Source organism: Klebsiella planticola ATCC 33531, assembly GCF_000735435.1.
Lineage (GTDB): Bacteria > Pseudomonadota > Gammaproteobacteria > Enterobacterales > Enterobacteriaceae > Klebsiella > Klebsiella planticola.
Genome location: NZ_JMPP01000041.1, coordinates 118,594 through 143,085 on the forward strand (window position 1 = coordinate 118,594; position 24,492 = coordinate 143,085).

General features: G+C 56.8%; 23 protein-coding genes and 1 riboswitch. Of the genes, 7 read left to right on the forward strand and 16 right to left on the reverse strand.

The window, feature by feature from the left end; all coding sequences use genetic code 11:
• Positions 1-36 precede the first annotated feature (36 nt).
• The 6 genes from GRPL_RS08615 to GRPL_RS08590 all read right to left on the reverse strand — a co-directional run bounded on the left by GRPL_RS08615 (position 37) and on the right by GRPL_RS08590 (position 6,130).
• The gene (locus tag GRPL_RS08615; protein WP_032696201.1) at positions 37-915 is read right to left on the reverse strand and encodes an NAD(P)-dependent oxidoreductase; all 879 of its coding nucleotides are present in this window, start codon (positions 913-915) and stop codon (positions 37-39) included.
• A gap of 260 nt (positions 916-1,175) precedes the next feature.
• Positions 1,176-1,892: an ABC transporter ATP-binding protein gene (locus GRPL_RS08610; RefSeq protein WP_032687729.1), complete on the reverse strand. Its 717-nt coding sequence runs from the start codon at positions 1,890-1,892 to the stop codon at positions 1,176-1,178.
• Positions 1,889-2,764 (reverse strand): ABC transporter ATP-binding protein, encoded by an 876-nt coding sequence (locus GRPL_RS08605; protein ID WP_032699853.1) that lies wholly within the window; start codon positions 2,762-2,764, stop codon positions 1,889-1,891. The genes GRPL_RS08610 and GRPL_RS08605 overlap by 4 nt, the downstream gene beginning before the upstream one ends.
• Entirely contained in the window at positions 2,761-4,047 is a 1,287-nt protein-coding gene (gene livM / locus GRPL_RS08600; RefSeq protein WP_032696203.1) for a high-affinity branched-chain amino acid ABC transporter permease LivM, read from the reverse strand. Before livM ends, GRPL_RS08605 begins: the two co-directional genes overlap by 4 nt.
• Positions 4,048-4,057: 10 nt before the next feature.
• Complete coding sequence (locus tag GRPL_RS08595; RefSeq protein WP_015584333.1) at positions 4,058-4,972, reverse strand: ABC transporter permease subunit; 915 nt, start codon at positions 4,970-4,972, stop codon at positions 4,058-4,060.
• Positions 4,973-5,071: 99 nt separating this feature from the next.
• Positions 5,072-6,130, reverse strand: coding sequence for a branched-chain amino acid ABC transporter substrate-binding protein (locus tag GRPL_RS08590; protein WP_162180097.1), 1,059 nt, complete (start codon positions 6,128-6,130; stop codon positions 5,072-5,074).
• A gap of 712 nt (positions 6,131-6,842) precedes the next feature.
• Between GRPL_RS08590 and GRPL_RS08585 the strand changes: the two genes are divergently transcribed.
• Entirely contained in the window at positions 6,843-8,249 is a 1,407-nt protein-coding gene (locus GRPL_RS08585) for a glycoside hydrolase family 10-like protein (protein WP_032699891.1), read from the forward strand.
• On the opposite strand, the gene GRPL_RS0125810 is transcribed toward GRPL_RS08585, so the two are convergent.
• The 10 genes from GRPL_RS0125810 to GRPL_RS08540 form a co-directional block, all read right to left on the reverse strand.
• Positions 8,182-9,513: a type II toxin-antitoxin system HipA family toxin gene (locus GRPL_RS0125810; RefSeq protein ID WP_032687736.1), complete on the reverse strand. Its 1,332-nt coding sequence runs from the start codon at positions 9,511-9,513 to the stop codon at positions 8,182-8,184. The genes GRPL_RS08585 and GRPL_RS0125810 overlap by 68 nt on opposite strands.
• Positions 9,513-9,785, reverse strand: coding sequence for a type II toxin-antitoxin system antitoxin HipB (gene hipB / locus GRPL_RS08580; RefSeq protein ID WP_032696205.1), 273 nt, complete (start codon positions 9,783-9,785; stop codon positions 9,513-9,515). The genes GRPL_RS0125810 and hipB overlap by 1 nt, the downstream gene beginning before the upstream one ends.
• A 193-nt stretch (positions 9,786-9,978) precedes the next feature.
• A complete protein-coding gene (locus GRPL_RS08575; protein ID WP_032699856.1) occupies positions 9,979-10,533 on the reverse strand; it encodes an RNA polymerase sigma factor in 555 nt (184 codons plus the stop codon).
• A 5-nt stretch (positions 10,534-10,538) separates the two neighbouring features.
• Positions 10,539-10,964, reverse strand: coding sequence for a hypothetical protein (locus GRPL_RS08570; RefSeq protein WP_032687741.1), 426 nt, complete (start codon positions 10,962-10,964; stop codon positions 10,539-10,541).
• A 132-nt stretch (positions 10,965-11,096) separates the two neighbouring features.
• On the reverse strand, positions 11,097-12,050 hold the full coding sequence (locus GRPL_RS08565) for a hypothetical protein (protein WP_032699857.1): 954 nt from the start codon (positions 12,048-12,050) through the stop codon (positions 11,097-11,099).
• Positions 12,051-12,265: 215 nt separating this feature from the next.
• Positions 12,266-12,898, reverse strand: coding sequence for a class I SAM-dependent DNA methyltransferase (locus tag GRPL_RS08560; protein ID WP_032699859.1), 633 nt, complete (start codon positions 12,896-12,898; stop codon positions 12,266-12,268).
• 19 nt (positions 12,899-12,917) lie between these two features.
• On the reverse strand, positions 12,918-14,159 hold the full coding sequence (locus GRPL_RS08555) for a GGDEF domain-containing protein (RefSeq protein ID WP_032699861.1): 1,242 nt from the start codon (positions 14,157-14,159) through the stop codon (positions 12,918-12,920).
• 220 nt (positions 14,160-14,379) lie between these two features.
• Positions 14,380-15,486: a DUF4056 domain-containing protein gene (locus tag GRPL_RS08550; RefSeq protein ID WP_032699862.1), complete on the reverse strand. Its 1,107-nt coding sequence runs from the start codon at positions 15,484-15,486 to the stop codon at positions 14,380-14,382.
• A 52-nt stretch (positions 15,487-15,538) separates the two neighbouring features.
• Positions 15,539-16,498, reverse strand: coding sequence for a putative outer membrane beta-barrel protein (locus tag GRPL_RS08545; protein ID WP_032687747.1), 960 nt, complete (start codon positions 16,496-16,498; stop codon positions 15,539-15,541).
• Positions 16,499-16,515: 17 nt separating this feature from the next.
• Positions 16,516-17,643, reverse strand: coding sequence for a BamA/TamA family outer membrane protein (locus tag GRPL_RS08540; protein WP_032699863.1), 1,128 nt, complete (start codon positions 17,641-17,643; stop codon positions 16,516-16,518).
• Positions 17,644-17,936: 293 nt separating this feature from the next.
• A riboswitch (TPP riboswitch) is annotated at positions 17,937-18,038 on the forward strand.
• Between the two features lie 66 nt (positions 18,039-18,104).
• Between GRPL_RS08540 and GRPL_RS08535 the strand changes: the two genes are divergently transcribed.
• The 6 genes from GRPL_RS08535 to GRPL_RS08510 all read left to right on the forward strand — a co-directional run bounded on the left by GRPL_RS08535 (position 18,105) and on the right by GRPL_RS08510 (position 24,387).
• Positions 18,105-18,797, forward strand: coding sequence for a TenA family protein (locus tag GRPL_RS08535; RefSeq protein ID WP_032696212.1), 693 nt, complete (start codon positions 18,105-18,107; stop codon positions 18,795-18,797).
• Positions 18,794-19,522, forward strand: coding sequence for an ABC transporter ATP-binding protein (locus tag GRPL_RS08530; RefSeq protein ID WP_032699864.1), 729 nt, complete (start codon positions 18,794-18,796; stop codon positions 19,520-19,522). Before GRPL_RS08535 ends, GRPL_RS08530 begins: the two co-directional genes overlap by 4 nt.
• Positions 19,519-20,259: an ABC transporter permease gene (locus GRPL_RS08525; protein WP_032687751.1), complete on the forward strand. Its 741-nt coding sequence runs from the start codon at positions 19,519-19,521 to the stop codon at positions 20,257-20,259. Before GRPL_RS08530 ends, GRPL_RS08525 begins: the two co-directional genes overlap by 4 nt.
• 9 nt (positions 20,260-20,268) lie before the next feature.
• A complete protein-coding gene (locus tag GRPL_RS08520) occupies positions 20,269-21,204 on the forward strand; it encodes an ABC transporter substrate-binding protein (protein ID WP_032687753.1) in 936 nt (311 codons plus the stop codon).
• A gap of 306 nt (positions 21,205-21,510) precedes the next feature.
• A complete protein-coding gene (locus tag GRPL_RS08515) occupies positions 21,511-22,896 on the forward strand; it encodes a diaminobutyrate--2-oxoglutarate transaminase (protein WP_015584344.1) in 1,386 nt (461 codons plus the stop codon).
• Between the two features lie 9 nt (positions 22,897-22,905).
• On the forward strand, positions 22,906-24,387 hold the full coding sequence (locus GRPL_RS08510; protein WP_162180095.1) for a pyridoxal phosphate-dependent decarboxylase family protein: 1,482 nt from the start codon (positions 22,906-22,908) through the stop codon (positions 24,385-24,387).
• The last annotated feature ends 105 nt before the right edge of the window (positions 24,388-24,492 follow it).

A 24,492-nucleotide genomic window follows, 5' to 3' on the forward strand; every position in this document is an offset into this window, starting at 1 on the left:
TCACGCCACCTTCACATCGACCTCTGCACTTCGCGCTTAGTACCCGCTTGTCGGCTGTCCCGCCAGCCAGGCATACACCGATGCCAGGTCACGATCGGCATACCCCTCATCGGCGGCTTCATCCCAGCAGTCGGCGATAGTGGCCAGGATCGGCAACGGCGTATCTTCCGCCGCGTCTAGCGCCAGCCGGGCATCTTTCAGCGCATGGCTGAGCTGCATCTGCGGAGTAAAATCATTCGCCGCGATCATCTCCAGCTTGGCTTTCACATAAGGTGCCGCCAGCGGGCCACCGTCAAGCGCGCCCCAGAATGCTTCTGGAGTAAAACCTAATTTCGCCGCCAGTAACGTACTTTCTGCCACCCCTTCCATCATGGTGATCAGCCAGGCGTTCAGTACCAGCTTCATTTTCTGACTGTTGCCGGCGTCGCCAAACCATTGTGTGCCGCGCGCAATCGCGGCAAAGACGCTCTCGGCCTTCACGCCTCGCTGACGATCCCCGCTGGCAAGCACCAGAATTTGCGCATTCTCCGCCGGTTTTTTGGTTCCCGACACCGGCGCATCAAGGTAGACCATCGATGGGCGAAGCGATGCCAGCAGGTCAACGGCCTCCCGTGTTTCTTCGACGCCAATCGTCCCCATCTGGCAAAAAACGGCGTCTGGCTGGCAAACCGGAGCCATTTCGCGGATCGCATTCCGGGTTGCTTCACCATCGGTCAGTACCGACAGAATCACCTCCGCCGACGCCGCGGCCTGTTGAGGGGTCGCGTGACGGATTAATCCGCTGGCTATCAAATCCTCACCCCGCTCAGGGGTACGGTTCCAGCCGTGAACGGTGAAGCCTTTTTTTAACAGATTGCTGGCAAAAGCATGCCCCATAGCACCGAGCCCAATAACGGCAACAACCGGTAAGTTCATTCCATTTCTCCCGCGTTAATTTCGCACCTGCATAGCGTCCCGGGCGGCGAACCGTCCGTCCAGGTGACGTCGGTAGCGCGCTAACCGGGTAAAGTGCATTCAGTATGCCCGTATCGGCGGAATAAAGGCCAGCACGTTTATCGTTTTTATCCTGCAGAAATCAGTGGCTTGCCATGGCGAGAAAAACAAACGCCGGCGGGAAATCGCCGGCGGATGGGAACGGGTTGCTTTTAATGGTTAAACAGTGACACTGTCACTTATCAGGCCACGCCGAGATAGGCATTTCTCACCTCCGGGTTGTTCAGCAGCTCCCTGCCCGTTCCGCTTAATTGAATCTGGCCATTCACCATGACGTAGGCGCGGTCAGACAACTTCAGCGCATGATGCGCATTTTGTTCCACCAGAAACAGCGTCATGCCCTGCTGCGTCAGCTCTCGCAGGATCTGGAATATCTGTTTGACCACCAGCGGCGCCAGTCCAAGACTGGGCTCATCCAGCAGTAACAGTTTTGGCCGGCTCATCAAGGCGCGGGCAATGGCCAGCATCTGCTGCTCGCCCCCCGATAACGTCATGGCGCGTTGCGCCCGTCGCTCTTCAAGACGAGGAAAAAGCTGATACATTCGCGCTTTGTCCTCATTCTGATAGCGGCTGCCCACGGGAATGGTCCCCATCAGCAGGTTTTCTTCCACCGTCATATCGGCAAAAATCCGTCGCCCTTCCGGCGCCTGGGCAATACCGTTACTGGCAATAAAATGGGTAGACCGTCGGCTGATATCCTCGCCGCGATAGCGAATCTCTCCTGCGGCGATGCGTGGCTGGCCAAAAATAGACATTAACAGCGTGGACTTCCCGGCGCCGTTGGCGCCGATCAGCGCCACCGTCTCCCCTTCATTCACCGTTAAGGAGACCTGTTTCAACGCCTGGATCTGGCCATAGAACACATCCACCTGACGAAATTCAAGCAACGGTTGGCTCATTCGGCAAGCTCCTCTTCATCCGTCCCCAGATAGGCCGCGATCACGCTGGTATTTGACTGAATCTCCTTCGGTTCGCCGCGGGCGATCACATCGCCATGATCGAGCACGATCACGTGATCGGAAATCTCCATCACCATCCCCATGTCGTGTTCAATCAACAATACCGTCACGCCGTGATACTGGCGCAGGAAGCGGATAATCTTGCTCAGCGCCTGGGTCTCAACGGGATTAAGCCCCGCCGCCGGTTCATCCAGACAGATCATCTCTGGCCCGGTACACATCGCGCGGGCAATCTCCAGCCGCCGCTGCTGCCCGTAGGAGAGCGTTCCCGCCAGCAGGTTAGCGCAATCCGCCATACCGACCACCTCCAGCCAGTAGAAGGCCCGATCCAGCGCCCGGTTTTCGGCGTTTCGATACCCGCGGGTATTTATGATCCCGGCGAGTAAATTACGATTTACCTGCATATGCTGGGCCACCAGCAGATTTTCAATCACCGACATCTCACGAAACAGCCGGATATTCTGAAAGGTTCGTGCCAGCCCCGCCCGGTTAACCAGATGCGTCCCACCGAACATTTTGTAATACAGCCGCGATCCCAGCGCGGCTGGATGGAGAAAATCCGTCGGATGAAGCTTTTGTCCCAGTACCTGAATCACGTCGGTGATCCGCGAACGGGCATGCAGCCTGATCGTCCCGCCGGTTGCCCGATAAAACCCGGTCAGACAGTTAAACACCGTGGTTTTCCCCGCGCCATTAGGGCCAATCAGCGCGGTAATCGACCCTCTTTTGACCTCAAGATTGACATCATTGAGCGCTTTAATGCCGCCAAAATGCATCATCAGATGCTCAACCTGCAAAATATTGTCATTCATGGCGCCACTCCCTTCCGTACCGCCACCCCCGTACGACTGGTACGCACCAGCCCACGCGGCCGCCAGATCATCATCAGCACCATCAATACGCCAAACAGCAGCACCCGATATTCGTCGAACCCTCTGAGCAGTTCCGGGGCCACCGTCAGGACAAACGCTGCCAGCACCACCCCCAGCGTCGAGCCCATTCCCCCCAATACCACGATGGCCAGAATCAGCGCCGACTCAAAAAAGGTAAACGAGGTCGGGTTAACAAACCCCTGATAGGTGGCAAAAAAGACCCCGGCAATTCCTGCCGTAGAGGCTCCCAGCATAAACGCCGAGAGCTTCACCAGCACATGGTTCAGCCCCATAGCCCGACAGGCTATCTCATCTTCACGCAGCGCCTCCCATGCGCGGCCGATAGGCATTCGCGTCAGCCGGTGCTTAATAAACAGCACCAGCAGGACCACCAGGCAAAGCACGGCGTAGATAAAGATAAATTTGAGGTTGGGGTTATAGCTGATGTGCAGAAACTCGTGGATCGGCACCCCGCCGTCTTTTGCCCGCCGGCCAAACTCGAGGCCGAACAGCGTCGGCGCCGGGACGGATACCCCATTCGGGCCGCCGGTAAAACTGACCCAGTTATTCAGCACCAGACGGATAATTTCACCAAAGCCGAGGGTGACGATCGCCAGATAATCGCCATGCATTCGCAGCACCGGAAATCCCAGCAGCGCACCGGCCAGCGCCGCCATAATGGCGCCTGTCGGCAGCATTGCCCAGAATCCCAGCCCCAGATACTGATAACCCAACGCCAGCCCGTAGGCGCCAATGGCATAAAAGGCTACATAGCCCAGATCGAGCAGGCCCGCCAGCCCGACCACAATATTCAGCCCCAGTCCCAGCAGGACATAAATCAGCCCAAGAATCGCGACCGTCAGCAGATATTTCGTGGCGATGATCGGGAACAGGATGGCGAGGAGCGCCAGCAGCGGAATGACCCAGCGCAGCCGCGATCGATAACCGGCGGGTCTCACGTATACGCCATCATTCGTTCCTTCAAAGCGGGCGAGGAACTGGCGACCGCTGCGACTTTGCAGCATCAGACTGAGCAGCAGTCGCCCGATCATCACGATGCCAACCAGTATCAACACCCGCTGGGTTGACAGATTGTAACTGTAACCTTTCAGCACAATGCCCACGATCGGGCCAAATACGATCAGCGCACACAATCCGGCCAGGATGCTGTCGATCAGGCAGCGCCTGATATCCACTCCTGGCTTACGGGACACTTCAGCCATGTTTGACCCCTTAAACCTTGGCAACCATCGGGCGACCCAGCAGCCCTTGCGGGCGGAAAATAAGGATTGCCACCAGCAGCGCGAAGGAAAAAACATCTTTATAATCCGAGTTCACCAGCCCGGCGAACTGCGCTTCGGCTACCCCCAGCAGTAAACCGCCGAGCATCGCGCCGGGTAGCGAGCCGATCCCCCCCAGCACGGCGGCAGTAAAGGCTTTGATGCCGATGATAAAACCGATATAGAAATCAAAAGTGCCGTAGTTCATGGTCACCAGCACTCCAGCCAGACCGGCCATCGCCGCGCCTATGACAAAAACCAGCGAGATCACCCGATCGGTATTAATCCCAAGGATGGCGGCCATTCGTCGATCCTGCTGCGTCGCCCGGCAGATACGACCGAGCCGGGTATGCTGGATTATCCAGGTCAGGACGATCATGCCTACCAGCGCCGCGACGAGGATAAAGATTTTGGTCCAGGTGATTTGCACGATGCCGTCGCCAACCTCAAAACGCAGTACGCCGGAGAGCAGCGTCGGGATCCCCTGTTGATTGGGACCCTGGCTGATTTGTACGTAGTTCTGCAGAATAAGCGACATACCGATAGCCGAAATCAGCGGTGCCAGGCGGGTTGAGTTGCGCAACGGCCGGTAGGCGATACGTTCGATAGTCCAGCCGTAGACCCCGGTCACCACAATGGTGAAGACCAGCGTGCCGAAGATCAGCAAAGGAAAGGAGTGAATCCCAAATCCGGAGAGCAACGCCAGCCCGATAGCGCACAGATAGGCGGAAATCATGTACACCTCGCCGTGAGCGAAGTTAATCATGCCGATAATGCCGTACACCATGGTATAGCCGATGGCGATTAATCCATATACGGCGCCTAGCGTCAGCCCATTGATCAATTGTTGTAGAAAGAACGCTTCCATAGACACCATCCTGCCGGTAAACGGGCAGCGAACAGCCTGGCGCACCGCCGCTGCCTTTTCGCGAATAGCCCCTTGTGAAGGGGCGGAAAGTTCTGGCGGTTAGAGCTGGTGATATTTGCCTTTATCATCCCACTTATAAACCACGTAATCCGATACCTTCAGATCGCCCTTGCCATCCCAGGCTTTTTTGCCCATCACGGTATCGACGCTGTGGTTTTTCAGCCATTCGCTGGCTTTGGTGTTATCGGCTCCGACGGCATTATAGGCTGCGGCGATCGCCTGGATCGACGCGTAGGCATACAGGGTATAGCCTTCCGGTTCGAAACCGCTGGCGCGGAATTTTTCAATGACGGCTTTCCCTTCCGCAATGGTGCGCGGATCCTGACCGAAGGTCATCAGCACGCCGTCAGTGAACTGCGGGCCGCCGGCAGCGGTCACCAGCTCTTCCGTCACGATACAATCGCCGGAGAAGAATTTCGCCTGTACCCCCTGTTCCCTCATCTGACGAACCAGCGGGCCGGCTTCCGGATGGCAGCCGCCGAAATAGACCACGTCAGGCTTCAGCGCGCCAATTTTGGTCACCAGCGCGTTGAAGTCCTTCTCGCCTCGGGATAGCCCCTCGTACAGCACCTCTTTCGTCCCGCGTTTCGCCAGCGCGGCGCGGGTGGCATCCGCCAGCCCCTGGCCATAGGTATCTTTATCGTGGATCACGGCGATTTTCTTCGCCTTTAGCACATCCAGCATATAGTTCGCCGCAATAGCCCCCTGCTGGTCGTCGCGACCGCACATGCGGAACATATCTTTCATCCCGCGTTCGGTGATTTGCGGGTTCGTCGAGCCCGGGGTGATCGTCAGAATACCGGCCTCGTCATAGACCTCTGAGGCAGGCATGGTGGATGACGAACAGAAATGCCCCACCACGGCGGAGACGCCGGACTCATCGACCAGACGGTTCGCCACGGCGACCGCCTGTTTGGGTTCACAGGCATCGTCCCCCTGAACCAGCACAATTTTTTCGCCTTTAATTCCTCCCGCCGCATTAATATCCGCCGCCGCTTGCGAGGCCCCTTTCCAGTACTGGGCACCATAAGTCGCATTCGGCCCGGTAAACGGTCCGGCAACACCAATCTTCACATCCGCCTGTGCGTAAAATGCCATGCTCATACAACCCGCAATCGCAAAATGAAGAGTCAACTTTTTAAGTTTCAGAGACATTCGATATTCCTCAGCGATTTATAGCCTTGCGCCCTGTAATGGCGCGGAAAATATCAATTACTGTTTGGTTTGCCGAAGGCTGACACTGTGCCGTCACGGCCGGGGTGGAAGAAGCAAAAATCCCGCCAGGGAGAAATGGCGCGTCAGATCGCTTAGTGATGGATGGCAATAACGCGTGATAACAACGTTACCGCCTCCGGCTGACGTGCATTTCTGTACGAGTCAGGAGGTCTGTTGCCATCACGTGGCGAGTCGGGAACTGCGGCGTCCATATCGACCAGCGAGCTAAACATAGTTGCTCTTTGCACTCGTTGCGCACTGCCCTGGTGCAAAAGTGCGAAAATGATCATGAGAGTGAATAATTTTGTTGCGGTATTGTGAACAATATAACAAGACGTGCGAGAAGCGGCGCGTTAACGGGGATTCCGCGCTATGGACTCATAGCCCACTCTTATGATTCCCATCGTGCAGGCGGAGCTCACTTCCGGGAAAAGGAGGCGATAACGACCCGACGCTGTCGCGGCGTAGTTAACCGCCAGGGCCCGCCCTGCCAACATAACAGCAGGTCAGACGCGGGGAATACACACACTGATTGACTTGAATTCGAATCGTAGGAGAATGCATCTTCACGCAACGGCCTATAACGATGACGAATATGATTTTCTGCTCTCGTAGCGTCCCTGTTTTCTTTAAAGCGACCCTGTCCGCCGCGGCGGTGGCCGCCGCGCTGCTGTTGGTTAGCTGTTCCGGCAAACCGCCCGCCTCTCTGGTGACCCCGCTTCCCCCGGCGCTGAAACAGCCCCATTTACCCAAAACCCATGAGCCGGTACGCGGCGTCTGGCTGACAACGGTGTCTCGTCTTGACTGGCCGCCTGTCGCCTCGGTGACGATTGGCGACCCAGCGGTTCGTATCCGCCAGCAGCAGCAAGCGTTGACCGATAAACTGGATAAGCTGCAAAGCCTCGGCATCAATACCGTCTTCTTCCAGGTCAAACCGGATGGCACCGCGCTGTGGCCGTCAAAAATTTTGCCCTGGTCCGATATGCTGACCGGCCATATCGGCCAGGATCCGGGCTACGACCCGCTCCAGTTTATGCTCGATGAAGCCCATAAACGCGGTATGCGGGTCCATGCCTGGTTTAACCCCTATCGCGTCTCGGTGAATACCCGGCCAAAAACCGTCAGCGAACTCAACGGGACTCTCTCGCAGATCCCCGCCAGCGTTTTCGTACTGCACCGGGACTGGATTCGTACCGCCGGCGACCGCTTTGTCCTCGACCCGGGGATTCCGGAAGTGCGCGACTGGATAACCAGTATCGTTGCCGAAGTGGTGGAACACTACCCGGTTGACGGCGTGCAGTTTGATGATTATTTCTACACCGAATCGCCGGGTTCCGCGCTGAACGACACCCAGACCTACCGGAGATATGGCCAGGGATACGCCTCCAAAGCGGACTGGCGGCGACACAATACCCAGCAGCTGATTGCCCAGGTGTCACGCACCATCAAACAGCTCAATCCCGATATTGAGTTTGGCGTCAGTCCTGCGGGCGTCTGGCGTAACCGATCACACGATCCGGCAGGTTCCGATACCCGCGGCGCGGCGGCGTATGATGAGTCTTACGCCGACACCCGCAGCTGGGTTCAACAGGGCCTGCTTGACTACATCGCCCCCCAGCTGTACTGGCCCTTTGCCCGTGATGCGGCCCGCTATGATGTGCTCGCTAAATGGTGGGCCGACGTGGTGAAACCGACCGGTACCCGGCTGTATATCGGCGTGGCGCTGTATAAAATTGGCGAGCCGTCGAAAAATGAGCCCGACTGGATGGTCAACGGCGGCGTTCCGGAACTGAAGAAGCAGCTGGATTTGAACGAATCGATGCCGCAAATCCAGGGGACGATTCTGTTCCGGGAGAACTATCTCAACCAGCCGCAAACTCAGCAGGCGGTGAACTACCTGAAAAGCCGCTGGGGAAGTCGCGCCGGGCCTTCGCTCAGCCCGACGGTAACGCCGCCATTGCGTTCTGCAAGCGTGAATGGACCCACAGTAAGCGATCGGTGATCGCCTCATACACCGGTGGTGAAAAGTCATGCGGTAAAGTTTCCTTTACCGCAGCAACCGCGTGGGGAACGTTATCGACAAAATAGCGCAGAATCTCCAGCATCTGCTCCTCGGCAAACCCCACCTCTTTCGCCGTGGCGAGGAAGTGACGCGGATAGAGCGTCTGGATCTCCGTTTTGCGCCCTTTACTGGCCTTCAGGCTCATTGACAGCCGGAGATCGCTCAGGTGCAGCCCCTTCCCGCCAAGCAGCGGAAACGCGGAGATAATGTCGTAGAATGGGGTTAAGCGATAGCTGCCGCCCGGCTGGAGGAAGATCGAGAAGTTTTTCGCGTGGCCATCGGTTGCGCCAATCAGCCACTGGAACACCATAAACTTCATAAAGTTATAGCGATCCTCGAGCGCCTCGCTGGATCCAACCAGAAAAGCCATAATCGCCCGAATGCCCGGCCCGCCGTCGGACTCATACTTAATCGATGACGGAATGCCGAAGGCCTGACACAGATCTTCCTGCGGTAAACGCAGCAGCACCGTCTTCTCCTGCGCCCAACGACGGTCGAAACGCTCAACCGCCAGCGCCCTGATGCTGGCGGTCTGGATAATGCTGGCGCGCGGAACGGCAAAACCCAGCGCCCGGGCCAGCGCCAGACACAAATATTCGTTATCTACGCTTTCGCTGAGATCCAGCACCGCATCCGGCTGTTTGATCTCGCCGATAGGCAGTTTAATGATATGGGTGGTCGGCGTGGTCCCCGTCGGTATACACCACTGCTCGCCGATTTTCAGCAGCGCGGTTTTCTCCTGGGCCCCGGCCACCGAGATCCTGAAATCATCGTGTTCGTTGACCATCCCGAGCGGTATATCCGACTGGTAGGCCGTCAGCAGCGCATCCAGGGCGTGGCTATCCAGCGCCTCCCAGCTCAACGCTCTCCGGGTTGCGTTTTCCCCTGGCGGGAGTAACGTGACCGCCCCGACGCTGTCGCGTCCGATCTCGGCCAGCAGATCAAAAGGCTGCTTTGAACGCGCCTGATAGCGCTTAACAATGCGGTCCCGCACCCGCGGGCTGTCCGGCAGCAGGTTGTCAAAATAGTTAAACACCGCATCGTCGGTGATGTTACCGTACTGCAGCGGGAGCGACAGAGAGAGCGGCCTGGCGCGAGGATTGCGCATCCACGCCTCTTCATAGCGAAAGAGATGGGCGCCGTTCGCCTGCTTGATAAGTTCGCCGACTCGCTCATTGTTCATCCATGTCACGAGAGTAGCCATTACCAGTCCAGATCCTGTGGGTTATCACTGCTATCGTTGGTATCCGGCGCATTTTTTTCGCAAATCGCCATCGACAGTTCCAGTGACTGTAAAATTTTAAACACCGTGGTTAACGTCGTTTTCTCGGGATGATTTTCAAAGTTAGAGACGGTAGCCTGTTTAATCCCCATACGCTGAGCCAGATCGCTCTGCGTCCACTGGTTTTTCTGGCGCACCAGCTTGAGATAGTTTGCCAGCTGAACCGGGCTGTATATTCCTGGTGAAGGGCTCATCATGTCTCCTTATCCTCTTCTGCGGATAAAATACTATTTATACCCTGTCGGGGATAATGTCAACCGGGTCACTCGCTGGCAACGTCATGTTATCCCCATCAAGGGATAAATATAAAAATATCCCCTAATGGGGATATTTCAGCTGTGTTTTAGACGAGCAGCGTGAGGGAAAGCACGGTACCGGACAGCGGGCTCAGCCGTCGACCAGCTCATCGTAGAAGGTCCGCAGACGCGAACGAAGATAGAGAACGGCTTTATGTTTGCGCGAGAGCAGCGCCTGTTCGCTGGCACCGCACTCTTCAGCCAGCTCCCTGTAGCTGTAGCCTTGCAGTTCGGTCTTCTCAAAGACCTCGCGCTGGGCGGCCGGCAGTTCGGAGAGCGCCTGATTCAGCGCATCCCAGAGCAGCTCTTTCAGATACTCCTCTTCCGGCGTTTGCGGTACGCCAAACAGCGTTTCTGAGAGCTCATCCTCCGGCAGATCGTCGTCCGGGTTCACGTAGCCCGATAAGGGCAGCTCGCGCTTTTTTCGCGCCCGATCGGTCATCTCGTTACGTGCCGCACGAAACAGCCAGGCCGCCACGTTCTCTACCGGCTGTTCCACGGTCATCAGCTGACAGGTGACTTCCTGCAGAATATCATCCGCATCGTCGCGCACCGGCGTCCGCCCGCGGATAAACGCTCTCAGCCGTGAGCGACAGGCGTTGATTGCCGATAGCAACAGCGACTCCCCGCCTGGCCCTGTTTTCATCTGACTCACTCGTCTGGCGTCGTTTTGACCGCGTCGTTTTGCGGCGGGGTGTTCTCCTCCCGACGTTCGCGCCAGCCGCAAGGCCCACGCGGGTCGCGAGGCGCGCGATGGTGGAAGCGCTGAATAAACTCTTCGCGCTGTTCCGGGCTCATCTTCATCCAGCGTTCATGCATCCGGCGACGCATCCCGAACATGCCGGGGCGAAAACCCAGGCCACCAAACAGAATACGCGATAGCGCCAGAATACCTAACGCCTGCCAGAAACCGATACTCTTGACGCCAAGAATGGCCGGCAGCAGCGCATTCCACAGCGACATCACCAGCAGCCCAAGAATCGCGATCAGCACCACGCCGATAATCAGCGGTTTAGCCATTCGATGATGGCCGAACCGGCGATCGCGCGCATAGCCGTGCATTCCAAAATCTCTCATCTGTGTGACCTCATTAACGTAGTAAAAAGTAACCTTGTGCCGAGGTAGACGAATGAGCGGCGGGAATATTGCTAAAAAAATAAAAAAAAAGCGGCATGTTGCGCAGTTCGATGGCAGTCAGCGCAAACGCGGTTAAAAGCTCATTGCTAAACCGACGCCATAGCCCCGGGTATTATCCCCGAACATATAGCGGGCGACGAGACGCGTGCGGCTGATGAACACGGGATACTGGCTGCTGTCGAGCTCCAGCCCGACCCCCAGAGAACTAAGACCGTTAAACCCAAGCTGCCCGCGCTGATCGCCCAGATATTCGGTATGCGCGCCTTCCAGCACGTAGCGCACCGGGCTTTTCAACAGCGTCCAGTCGGAAATGGGCGCGCGGCGGCGCAGATACAGCCCAATGTTTTCGGCGCTGGACTGTCCGCTGACGGCTTCCGGCGTGCTGCCAAAGGTTTGCAGGCTCATGCCGGAATAGCGCAGTTCAACATCGATATCCTGCTCTTTGGAGAACAGTTCGTAATCCAGCATCAGCGAACCGCCGAGCCCGTATGCATTGAGCCGTCCGCCGTCAAGAAATTTAAAATCCGCATTCCGCTTCTGCTCAATCAGCCGGCTGCCGATCCGCACGTCGCTGGCCATGGTCCCCAGCATAAAGTTAAAAATGGGCCGCAGGACCAGCGTACCGCCCCACCTATCGGTATACAGATTGAAGTCCCAGCCGATGCCGCCGGTACCGGTCAGACTGTTCCACTTCGCCGGAATATTGCGGCTGTCATCGCCGTTGCTCAGCACAAACTGCGGATCGTAGCGACTGTAGCCCAGCGTCCCTTCTAAATAGATCGGATAACGTTTACTCAGGGTCGCACCGCCGCCGAACTGGGTAATCGACAGCTGATTTTTCTCGTTGCTGCCGGAACCGATATTGAGGTCGCTGGCGGTGACATCGGGGACGACGGTGTAGCTCATCAGCATCAGCACGGCATCGGCGCGCTGTTTTAAATGGCTACCGTCAAGGGCAAAACAGCCCGGACTGACCAGCAATAAGGTCGCAGACAGAGTGCAGGCGCATGGCAAAGAAACCGTCATTTCTTATTTGAAACCTCACCCGAAGCTCAAAGGGTTACCCGAAACGCCCGGGCTGATAATGAAATACTGACCTGACGAAAACAGCGGATCGGTATGATAGTTCAGTATAGTGATAGTTTGATATCCATCCTGACGCGTCAACGCGCGGATCGACGCATTTTCTGGCCCGACCATCAGTCGCCCGCGCTCTCAGGCGCGCGTTGCAGGACAGCGGTTCAGGCGCTTTTTTCCGCCAGCCAGACCGTGCGACCACCGCAGTGCGGGTCGTTGACAACATGCTTCAGTAGTGCAAAACCGTGGGTTTCCAGCTGCCGGCGATACGCTTCCGGCGCCAGACTGGCGTGATAGAGCGCCTCCCCCTCAAACTGCCCGATAGCTTCCCCATCGTGGTTACCACTGGTAAACATCAGCGGCGCATGCGCACGGGCATGGGCCGCAAAGCGGGCAAACATCGCGCGCTGGGCGTCGCGGGTCAGATGGAAGAAGCTGTCCCACGCCAGCAGCGCGTCAAACTGCTGACCCAGCGCCAGGGTGCGCATATCCGCCACCGTCCACTGCTGATGCGCAAAATCCTGGCGGCAGCGGGCAATCATCGCCGGAGAGGAATCGATGCCGGTCAGCCGATATCCCCGGCGGATAAAGTAGGCCGCGACAGGCGTTCCGTTGCCGCAGCCAATATCGAGAATATGGCCGCCGGGTCTCACCCGCGCAAGAAACGTATCCAGCCAGGGTTGTTCAAACAAGTGGGTTGAACGTAGTTCCGCCCAGCGTCGGGCATGGCGCTCATACAGATCGATGATCTTCTCAGCGCACGGATTATCGAGGGGGGAAGGTTCCGGGGATGGCATAGGTTGTGGCTCCAGGTTTTTAATATTTTTCGACCAGATGAAGCTTTACCTGGTTTCGCCCTTCTTTCTTCGCGGCATACAGCGCTTTATCGACGCGATTAAACAGCTGATCGATCTCTTCACCCTCCTGATGTTCCGCGACGCCGATACTGACCGTCACCGTCCCGGCGTGCTCGGGGATATGATAACAGCTGACCGCGTGGCGAATCGCTTCCGCCATCGCCAGTGCCGGCGCGATTGTCGCACCGGGGAGAAATAATAAAAATTCCTCTCCTCCCCAGCGATAGATCTGGTCCTGAATTCTGGCGGCGGATTCAAGAATTCGGGAAATAGCCAGCAGCACCTCATCGCCTTTTTGGTGTCCGTAGCTATCATTAATCGCTTTAAAATTATCGACATCAACCAGCAGCAGGCAAAAACCGTCAGCATGAAATAACGAGGAATCAACAATACGATAAAACTCGCGTCGGTTAAGTAATCCGGTTAAAGGATCGTGAGTGGCCGCAAATTCAAGTTCTTCCTTCAGATTCACCTCTTCAGTAATGTCATGAATAATACACAGCATCAGCCGTATATGGTTCAGCACCACCGGCCCGGCATAGGTCTGAACATAGCGGAGAGAACCATCGGACAGAATATGGGTAAAATTAAGCGGCTTGTGGCCGCCGGGTAAGCTTGCCACGCTGCGCATAACGGGAAGCACGTCCCTTCCCAGGGTATTGATCTGCCAGGTATGGCGAGTGCGCATCTCATCGGCCGTGTAGTTATAAAACCGCAGCGCGGCGATATTCGCATCAATAATTCGCCCGTCCTGTTCAGGGTCGATCAACAGCATCGGGGCGGAACTGGTCATAAAAAAACGCGAGAAGAAACTATTGCTGCGCCGTTTGTAGGTATGCGCGGGGAGTGCCTTAAACGAGTCATTTTGCTGCAGGATCTTTACGGCTTCGAACAGAATTAATGTGTCATATTCTTCGGATTTAATCAGCGTGGTTTTACAATAAATCGGACTCAGACCTTCCGGGGTTTGAATGGTCCACACTTCAAATACTTCAGCAATATTTTTGAAGTAATACAGATAATTCTGCAGGCTGCGTTGCGGACAGCTGGAGAGCGTGCCTTTGCGCATTTCATCCAGCGACATCGCTCCACTCAGGGTTCTGGAGGCCTGATTACTGTAGACGACGACTTCTTTAAAAGGATGAACCACCCAGACAGGGGTGCTTAATAAATCAAAAATCATTAACTCTTTTAATAACATGCGGCCCTCCAGCGAACAGGCACCCCGCTTCTGAACGACGCTCTCATCGCCAATCTGGCCCAACGGCGTAAGCTAATGAAATGATGTCGAAAGTTCAGGCATGAGATCAAGACGCCGGAAGTATAGTTCCTTTTTGATTATGGAAAGTGTACCGGGAAAGCAAAACGGCGCTGCCGCGGACAGAAGCCAGGCATTCTCCCCGGCGCTCGCCGTTGCTGAATTATTTCTCGATACGCTCAAGCTGGGTTTGATCCGCCCGTTCGGCGCGATCGGCCAGTCCCTGGAACTGCCCGGGAGTATAGAAGGTCTCCGGTACCGGCAGCATCTGCATGTCCTGCCCCGGATGAATTTGCAACTGTCCAAGCGCGGGGAGCGAAAAGCCGCCCACCGTCTGCGGCAGGGTTAACCGCCAGGGCGTCGTCCTCTCGAACGGGACCGGCGTCGGCAGCCGATCGTCGCTCATATCGTAATTGCGTTTGAGCACCAGAAATTTATCCGGAACCCGCCGCTGGCTATTCCACCAGTCGCCATCCAGCTTGCGGAACATGCTTTCCGTTTCGCTGCGCGGAGCCACCATCAGTTTTACCAGCACCTTTTTCAGCGCGGCTTCCATTGCCTGGTTATAGTCGTCAACCGAACCGGCATGGCCGTGCAAAATGACGCTGATGGCCAGCCGGGCGCCCAGCAGATTAGAGTAGAGATCTTCCGGGGAAAAGGCGGAGATTTCCTCCGAAAACCCCGGAACTGACTGGAAGCCATTCCACTGCGCAATTTCATGCCATTGCGCAAGCTCATAGGCCAGACGGCCTGCGAGCCAGGCGGCAATCTCATAGCGCCGGGACAGGGCGGCCGGCGGCATAAAAGCATTGAGCTGGATCCGTCTGATGCCCAGCTCCTCGCTGTAGAAAATGCGCCCCGCTTGTCCAAGATGCGGGTAAATACGGGAGAAGAGATAAAAAGTATTATCCGCGGTATCGCGCACGTGGGCGATATCGATAAACCCGCCGCGACGGGTATAGATCAGCCCGTTTTCTTCTTCACTCAGTCCGACGAGGTTTTTTACCGCCCCCAGCGCGCTGTCGTTGTAGCGATGTTTACCCAGCGTATCGAGCGTCAGGACATTACCAATTTGATAGACCGGGATCGGCACCCCAATCGCTCTGACATGCAGGTCATAGCCAAACGCACAGCACGGACGCAGCGCTTCCGGCGGCGCCAGATGGCTGACCACCGGTTTGACCCGGGGAGCGGGAACGACCGGTAAGAGCGGATCCTTCGCGCACACCGAGAACGCGGCCGCCAGTAAAAATAACAAGCCATGACGCATCAACATTGTCTCCAGGACATAAACGGACGCTCGCAGGCGGCATCTTGCGAGGTTAAAAACGGTATTCTCCGGCGACAAAGAAGCTATTACGTTCGTTAAAACCAAACTCGGTTAAGACGTTAAAGTTCTGTGTAATTTCATATTGCGCCCCCACCAGCATGTTCCACGGTGAAGAGAGCCGCTGCTTCACGTCAAACTTGCCCTGATCGTCTTTATTGACCGCGGCAATGAGCGGCTGGAGTTCCGGCGGCATATGCAGATCGGAGAGATTGCCTTTGAACTCCTGCTGCACGTTCTGGTACATACTGCCCACCCAGATACTTAAGTTTGACGGGCCAGCGATGCCTTGTAAATTAAAGCGATAGCCAATGCGCGGCGACACGGTAGTGGCCGAGATTTTACCGTCAAGGATATCGAAGTCGGTACGGGTATAGTTGGTATCGATCAGGCCGAACCAGTTGCCATAGCCGCCGGCGAGGGTAAACCCGGTTCCCCAGGTGGTGCCTTTAAAATCGAGCGCAAAATCAATATCCTGCAACTGTCCGTTTTCATGGAGTCGATGTACGGATCCGGCAATTATTCGGTCGATCCCGGTATATTTTGAGGGATCGGCGTCAACCGACACTTTTGATAGCGACGATCCGCTGGTATGCCCGGCGATGCCGTAGATATTTAAAAAAGGAAACACCCACATATCCAGACGCAGGTTCTCGGTCTTGCTCTTCTGCCGCGTATGTCCCGCATCGATGGCGAACATATCGCCCGGTATCGGATGATTTCCGAGCTTCAGTCCGGAAAAAGAGATACTGTCGACCAGGATATCCTGGCGAATATTCATATAGCTTAAATTAACCCCGAACGGCAGCGGGATCGAGTATCCACGCGCCCTTGCCTCATCACCCCAAATCGGAAAATAGCTGTCGTTACTGCTGCCGGAACTGTCGGTCGTGCTGGCCCCCCAGGCGGTGCCCGACGTTAACAACAACGTAAGTACGATTTTAGTCCATCTCATTTTTTTCTCATCTGACCTTAAAGTCCGGAACCCACATTAAAATAAAGCGCCTGTTCATGTTCGCTGAAGGCGATATCAATCCCCGTCTGTAATCCATACTGGCGCGCTATCAGGTAGCGAAACCCGGTCCCCCACGCCACGTCGGTTTGCTCCCACAGAGAATGGGCTTCGTCAGCGGCGCTGCCGATACCGACAAACCCTTGCAGGATCCAGCGCGGCTGAAATTCCCAGGCAAGCTGAGTCTGCGCCGTACTGACATAATCGCCCTGATAGCGGTAACGAGAAATCCCGCGTAATTCGATATACGGGCGAGCCATTGGCGTCAGGCGCTTATCATGGTGGGTCAACGACTGGTAGTTGCCAGCCACGGCGAGCGTCAGCGTGCGACTCAGTGGGATGTAGTATTTCCCATCTACAGAGAACTGATCGTAATGATAGTCGCCACCAAGCAATGAACGGAAAAATCGATACTCGCTTTGTACCGATAACCCCTTCTTAGGGTAGAAAAAATTATCCGTAGTGTCATATTCCGCCACCACGCCCAGCGCCGATGACGCGCTCTCCTGACCCAGCACCTGCTGCCAGACCCGATTAACGACCGGGTTATCGGCGGAAACCTCGGTTTTCGCATACACCTGAGAGGCGCCGACAAATATCGGCGTGTCGCCGACGCGAAACAGCAGTTTTTGCAGACCGCCATAGCCGCGGGTCTGCGAGTGGATAGCGGTATTTTTATTAAAACTGCTCAATCCGTCGGAATAGATATCCAGTTTAATATTGGCGTAGCCCAGCAGCACCAGATAGCGAATACGGTCATTATTCCAGGTATGCCGGTGGCCGCCGCCGACGAACCAGGTCCCGTTCTGCGTTCCGCCGCCGCCAAAAGCGGTGATCGGCGGCGGAATAAAATTATCGCCATCCCGCGTCCCTTTACCGTGCAAAAAGAGACCAAACAGCCCCCCGCCATAGCCCACCGCCGGCTCGGTTATCGCCATCGGCACCGGCAGGAATCCGTACGGGTTATCCTGCAGATAGCGGCTCATATCCAGCATGCCATCTTCGGGATCGAACAGTTCGGCGCAAGCGGCGGGAAGGGAAAGTGGCACGAGGAGCGCCAGCAATATGGTCGGTAGCGAAAACGTCATGCACTCTCCGGCGTCGTGATGGGTTCTGAATGCCCATGTAGCTGAAGAATAATGGGTTTCATGGTAATAAAAAATATATCCTATGGTGCCATGAACGACCAATTTTCGGTCGGCGGTTTTTTTTAATTCTGGACAAATTAGCCAGCGAAAAGGGCATAGAAAGCCAATTAGCTGTAGCAAAATTATGCCGGCGCTGAGTATTTAGCCACCCGGATGAGTGACAGTGTCACATAATCTGGCACGAATTCGCCCGCGGCCGGGATTGTAATCAAAAAGTGAATGCCGTATAACATGGCGCAACCGAGGGGTGTCCCGTGAGGGCTGAGATGGCGTAAGCCGAACCCTTTGAACCTGATCTGGGTCATGCCAGCGAAGGGACGGGTCGGCAATTTTGCCAGTTTACCGCCATTGCCTGTTCATACTTCCGCACACCCGGATCTCCCCCGCAATCAGGAGGTCCTGTGATTCTGCCGATCTTTACCCAGGGTATTTATGGTCGTCTGCGCCAGCAGGCGGGATGCGACTGGGAACAATACGTTGCCCATCCTTTTCTCCGCCAGCTTGCCGAGGGTACCCTGCCCGAACGCGCCTTCCGCCGCTATCTGACTCAGGACTACCTGTTCCTGATCCACTTTGCCCGTAGCTATGCCCTGTTGGTCAGCAAACTGCGCACGCTCCCGGAGATGCGCGCCGCGGCCGCCTCAATGAACGCGATTCTTGGCGAACTGCCGCTGCACGTCGGCTATTGCGCGGGCTGGGGGCTGGACGAAGCGACAATGGCCGCCGAAAGCGAAGCGCCGGAGACGGTGAACTATACCCGCTACGTGCTGGATATCGGTCACTCCGGCGATGCGCTCGATCTGCTGGTGGCGCTGATGCCCTGCGTGGCAGGCTATGCGGAAATCGGCCTCGGATTGCTCGACAATCCGGCCACCCGACTCACCGACAACCCCTATGCCTCCTGGATCCGTAACTACGGCGATGCGGGCTATCTTGACGGCGTCACGGCGGCAATCGATCTGCTGGAGCGCGTCTGGCAGCAGCGCGGCGCCGAATCGCGCGTCGCAGAGCTGAGCGCCATCTTCACCACGGCCACCCGTCTGGAAGCCAACTTCTGGCAGATGGGACTGAATGCCGCGGCGGTCGCTCAGTGACGGCTCCGACTATTGCGGTGCGGGAATTAAGCCTGCGCTTCGGCTCGCGGGTCATTTTTGACAAGTTGTCGTTTGATATTCCCGCTGGAGAGTGGGTTTCGCTGCTGGGGGCCAGCGGTGCCGGAAAAACCAGCCTGCTGCGAATTATCGCCGGACTGGCCGCCCCCACCCACGGTCAGGTTCAGGCCAGCGACGGTCGCCCGCTGGCCCCTCGTCTGGCCTGGATGGGGCAAAAGGATCTGCTCTATCCGTGGCTAAGCGTGCGCGACAACGTGGCGCTTGGCGCCCGCCTGCGCGGAGAGCGCGTCGATCGGCAGCGGGTTGCGACGCTATTAGAGCAGGTGGGTCTCAGCCACTGCGCCGACGATCGTCCGGCGTCGCTCTCCGGCGGCATGCGTCAGCGGGCGGCGCTGGCGCGCACGCTGTATGAAGATCGGCCGATCGTGTTAATGGATGAGCCTTTTTCTGCGCTGGACACCCTCACCCGCACGCGTATCCAGACCCTGGCAGCGGAACTGTTGACTCAGCGTACGGTGGTGCTGATTACCCACGACCCGATGGAAGCCTGCCGGCTCAGCCATCGCCTGCTGGTGCTCTCGCCGCCGCCAGGCGGCATTGATGACTCCCATCATCTGACGGGGATACCGCCGCGGGCGCCGGACGATCCGGTGCTGCTGAAGGGACAAGCCGCGCTGCTGCAACAGCTGATGAGGGCCAACGGATGAGAGGGAAACTTTTCCGCGGCGGCGTCGTGTTCTGCGGCCTGCTGATATTTTGGTGGCTGCTCAGTCGCAGCGGTATCCCTGCATTCCTGCTGCCGTCGCCATCGGCAGTGGCTGCCGCCCTGTGGAACAACCGCAGCTGGCTGGGCTGGCACACGCTGGTTACCTTGAGCGAGATCCTCAGTGGCCTGACGCTCGGGGTGCTGCTCGGCGTGGTGTTGGCCCTGTGCATGATGATCTCGCCGCGCCTACAGCGCTGGCTGATGCCGCTGGTGCTGACCAGCCAGGCGATTCCGGTTTTCGCCCTCGCCCCGCTGCTGGTGCTGTGGTTTGGCTTCGGGATGAGCGCCAAAGTGATGATGGCGGTTCTGGTGATTTTCTTCCCCGTGACGTCGGCATTTTTTGACGGCCTGCGGCGGGTCAATCACGACTACCTCGATCTGGCCCGTACGATGGGCGCCTCGTCAGGAGCGCAGCTCCGACATGTTCGCCTGATGGCCGCCCTGCCGGCGCTGGGTTCCGGCCTGCGAATGGCCGCTGCCGTGGCGCCAATCGGCGCGATCATCGGCGAATGGGTCGGTTCCGCCGAAGGACTGGGCTATGTGATGCTCAATGCGAACGCGCGCATGCAAACCGATGTCTGCTTTGCGGCGCTGTTTATTTTAGTACTGCTGACCATTCTGCTATGGCTGGCAGTGGATGCTCTATTACACCGGCTGATCAACTGGACACCGGAATAAGGAATAATCATGCGTAAACCCGTTTTCACCGCCATCACATTAACCGCGCTTATCAGCGGACAGGCGATGGCCAACGAGAAGCTGACCCTGGTGCTGGACTGGTACATCAACCCGGACCATGCGCCGATTATGGTGGCGGAACAGATTGGCGCCTTTAAAGCGCAAGGACTGGACGTTAAGATCGTCCCGCCGTCTGACCCGGCCCTGCCGCCGCGTCTGGTGGCCGCCGGTCAGGCGGATCTGGCTATCACCTATCAGCCGCAGGTGCACTTTTTCGCCGATGAGGGTCTGCCGCTGGTGCGGGTCGGTACCTTGATTAACTCGCCGTTGAACACGGTCATCGCCCTGGATAAAAGCATCAAAACCCCTGCTGACCTGAAAGGCAAAAAAGTCGGCTATTCGGTCAGCGGTATCGAGCAGGCTACGCTGGCGACGATGGCGCAACATGCCCATATCGATCCGCAAAGCATCAAGCTGATTAACGTCAATTTCCAGTTGACCAGCGCCCTGTTGGCCGGCCAGGTTGACGCGGTGATTGGCGGCTATCGTAATATTGAAGCGCTGGAGCTCAAGCTGCAGGGTAAAGACCCGCAGGTGATGAATGTCGAAGATTTCGGCGTTCCGGCCTACGACGAGCTGGTGATTGTCGCCAATCGCGATGAAATTCACGCGGCCAAAATCAAAAAGTTCCTCGTCGCGCTGCAGGAGGGAGTGACCTATCTGCGAGCGCATCCGCAGGAAACCTGGCAGGCTTTTGCCGCCGCTCATCCGGAGCTGAATACCGAACTGAACCAGCAGGCCTGGCAGCAGACGGCCCCCCTGTTTGCCGGCAATCCCGCGGCGCTGGATAAGGCCCGCTACGAGGCTTATGAACAGTTTTTATATAACAACAAGTTGGTTAAAAAAATCACACCTTTAACTCATTATGCGGTCGAACTGCATTGAGTAACCATACTGCTGACGGAAGAATTTCCGTCAGCTACTTTAGCGAAGCGGTAATAAAACCCGGCAGTTTCCCTCACTAAGAATTACACTTTTAATGGTTTTATAACACTTTAAATAAATCATATAAATCAATGTATTACCATTGATTTGCGTTGTGTAAAAATAACGTAAAAATACCTCAATAAATAAAACATTGAATGACGATTTAAAAAGCCATATATTGTGCGCGCTTTATGAATGGCGATTCATTTTCTAAAACCAATTATTCAACCAGTGTTCAACCGTAACGCTGGTTGTGGGAGTGATATGATGACGGATAAAGTCCGTATTGATACTTTAAGTGCAGATTTATTGGACGCGAACAACGAAACCTTTTTGGCCCGTCAGGCTGAATTCGAATCGAACGTCAGGAGTTACCCGCGCAAGCTGCCTCTGGCTATCGCAAAAGCGGAAGGCGTGTGGTTAACCGATGCGGATAACAAACAGTACCTGGATTGCCTTGCCGGCGCGGGTACCCTCGCTCTTGGTCACAACCACCCTGATGTGCTGCAAAGCATCCAAAGTGTCATTACCAGCGGCTTGCCGTTACATACCCTCGATCTGACTACCCCGTTAAAAGATCGCTTCTCCGAATACCTGCTCTCATTACTGCCGGGAGAAGGTAAAGAATATTGCCTGCAGTTCACCGGCCCGTCCGGCGCTGACGCCGTAGAAGCGGCGCTGAAGCTGGCGAAAAAATACACCGGCCGTTCTTCGGTTATTAGCTTCTCCGGTGGCTACCACGGTATGACCCACGGCGCGCTGTCGGTAACCGGCAACCTGTCACCGAAAGAAGCGGTCAATGGCATGATGCCAGAAGTGCAGTTTATGCCCTATCCGCATCAGTACCGCTGCCCGCTGGGTATCGGCGGCGAAGCGGGCGTGAAAGCGCTGACCTACTACTTCGAAAACCTGATCAACGACGTGGAAAGCGGCGTGCGTAAACCGGCGGCGGTGATCCTCGAAGCCGTTCAGGGCGAAGGCGGTGTGAACCCGGCTCCGGTTGAGTGGTTGCAGCGCATCCGCAAAGTGACTCAGGAACACGGCATTCTGCTGATCATCGACGAAGTTCAGGCTGGCTTTGCCCGTACCGGTAAGCTGTTTGCCTTCGAACACGCCGGCATTGAGCCGGACATTATCGTGATGTCGAAAGCCGTCGGCGGCGGTCTGCCGCTGGCCGTTCTGGGTATCAAGAAGCAGTTTGATGCCTGGGAACCGGGCCACCATACCGGCACCTTCCGCGGCAACCAGCTGGCGATGGCCACCGGCTTGACCACCCTGCGTCACCTGAAAGATAACGATATTGCTGGCAAAGTGGCCGCGCAGGGCGAATGGCTGAAAGGCAAACTGGCCGATATGCAGAAGCGTTTCCCGGTCATGGGTCACATTCGCGGTCTGGGTCTGATGATCGGGATTGAGATCGTCAACCCGAACGGCGAGCAGGATCATATGGGCTGCTACCCGGCTGACGGCGCGCTGTCCGCCCTGCTACAGAAGAAATGTTTCGAAGCGGGCCTGATCCTCGAACGCGGTGGCCGCGGCGGCTGCGTCCTGCGTCTGCTGCCGTCGCTGCTGATCAGCAACGCCGAGCTGGAAATTTTCCTCGACAAATTTGAACAGGCCATGCTGGCCGCCGGTGTCAAACCGGTCTGAGTGGAGCGAGTGACCGCAATGTCCAAATTGAATCCGATTCTTGCTGCTTCGCCGCAAAGTATTGAGGCTTATCAGCAGGCGATCGCCCAGACCAGCCAGGCCGTCGCGCAATGGTTGCAGCAGCCTGAGATGTATCAAGGTAAAAGCGTCGCCGAACTGCGCGAGCGCATTACCCTTGAGTTCACCGAGCAGGGTCTGGGTAACCAGGCGGCGATTGAACGTGCGATCGAGTACTTCCTGAAAGACAGCCTGTCGGTACATCACCCGCAGTGCGTGGCGCATCTGCACTGTCCGAGCCTGGTGGTTAGCCAGGCGGCGGAAGTGCTGATTAACGCCACCAACCAGAGCATGGACTCCTGGGACCAAAGCCCGTCGGCGACCATCATTGAGATGAAGCTGATCGAATGGCTGCGTGCTCAGGTCGGTTACCCGGCCGGCGACGCCGGCGTCTTCACCAGCGGCGGCACCCAAAGCAACCTGATGGGGCTGATGCTGGCGCGCGATGCCTTCTTCGCTCGTCAGGGGCACTCCATCCAGCAGGACGGTCTGCCGGGTGACGTGCGTCAGTATAAAGTGCTGTGCTCTGAAAATGCCCACTTCTCAGTGCAGAAGAACATGGCGCTGATGGGCCTCGGCTACCGCGCCGTGACGCTGGTGAAAACCGACGAATTTGCGCGGATGGACGTCGCTGACCTGAAAGCGAAAATTGCCGAAGCGCAGGCTAACGGCGAGCAGATCATGGCGATCGTCGCCACCGCCGGCACTACCGACGCGGGCGCTATCGACCCACTGCGTGCTATCGCCGGCGTAGCGGCGGAACATCAGATCTGGCTGCACGTGGATGCGGCATGGGGCGGCGCGCTGCTGCTTTCTGAGCAGTACCGCGACTATCTGGACGGCATTGAGTGCGTGGACTCCATTACCCTGGACTTCCACAAACAGTTCTTCCAGACCATCAGCTGCGGCGCGTTCCTGTTAAAAGACGCGCGCCACTACGAGCTGATGCGCTACCAGGCGGCCTATCTGAACTCCGAGTTCGATGAAGAACACGGCGTGCCGAATCTGGTCTCCAAATCGCTGCAGACCACCCGCCGTTTCGATGCCCTGAAGCTGTGGATGGGTCTGGAAGCGCTGGGTCAGAAACAGTACGCGGAGATCATCGATCATGGCGTGACCATGGCGAAAAACGTCGCGCAATACGTTACATCTCAGCCGACGCTGGAGCTGGTCATGCAGCCGCAGCTGGCGAGCGTGCTGTTCCGCTCTCGTCCGGCGCAGATGGCCGGCAGCGATGATGCCGCTATCGCCCTGCTCAACCAACGCGTCGGGGATGCGCTGCTCGATTCCGGTCGGGCAAACGTCGGGGTGACCGAGCACAACGGCATGACCTGCCTGAAGCTGACGCTGCTGAACCCGATCGTGACGCTTGAGGACGTGAAGGTACTGCTGAATCTGGTGGAGCGCACCGCGCAGGAATTGCTGGCGAAGTAACATCCTTGAGCGGGACGGTAGTTGACTGCCGCCCCGCTCAACACTCTTTGTGGCGAAACTTGCTGAAAAAAGCCGATAACTGACCTTATCGGCTTTTTTATCTCG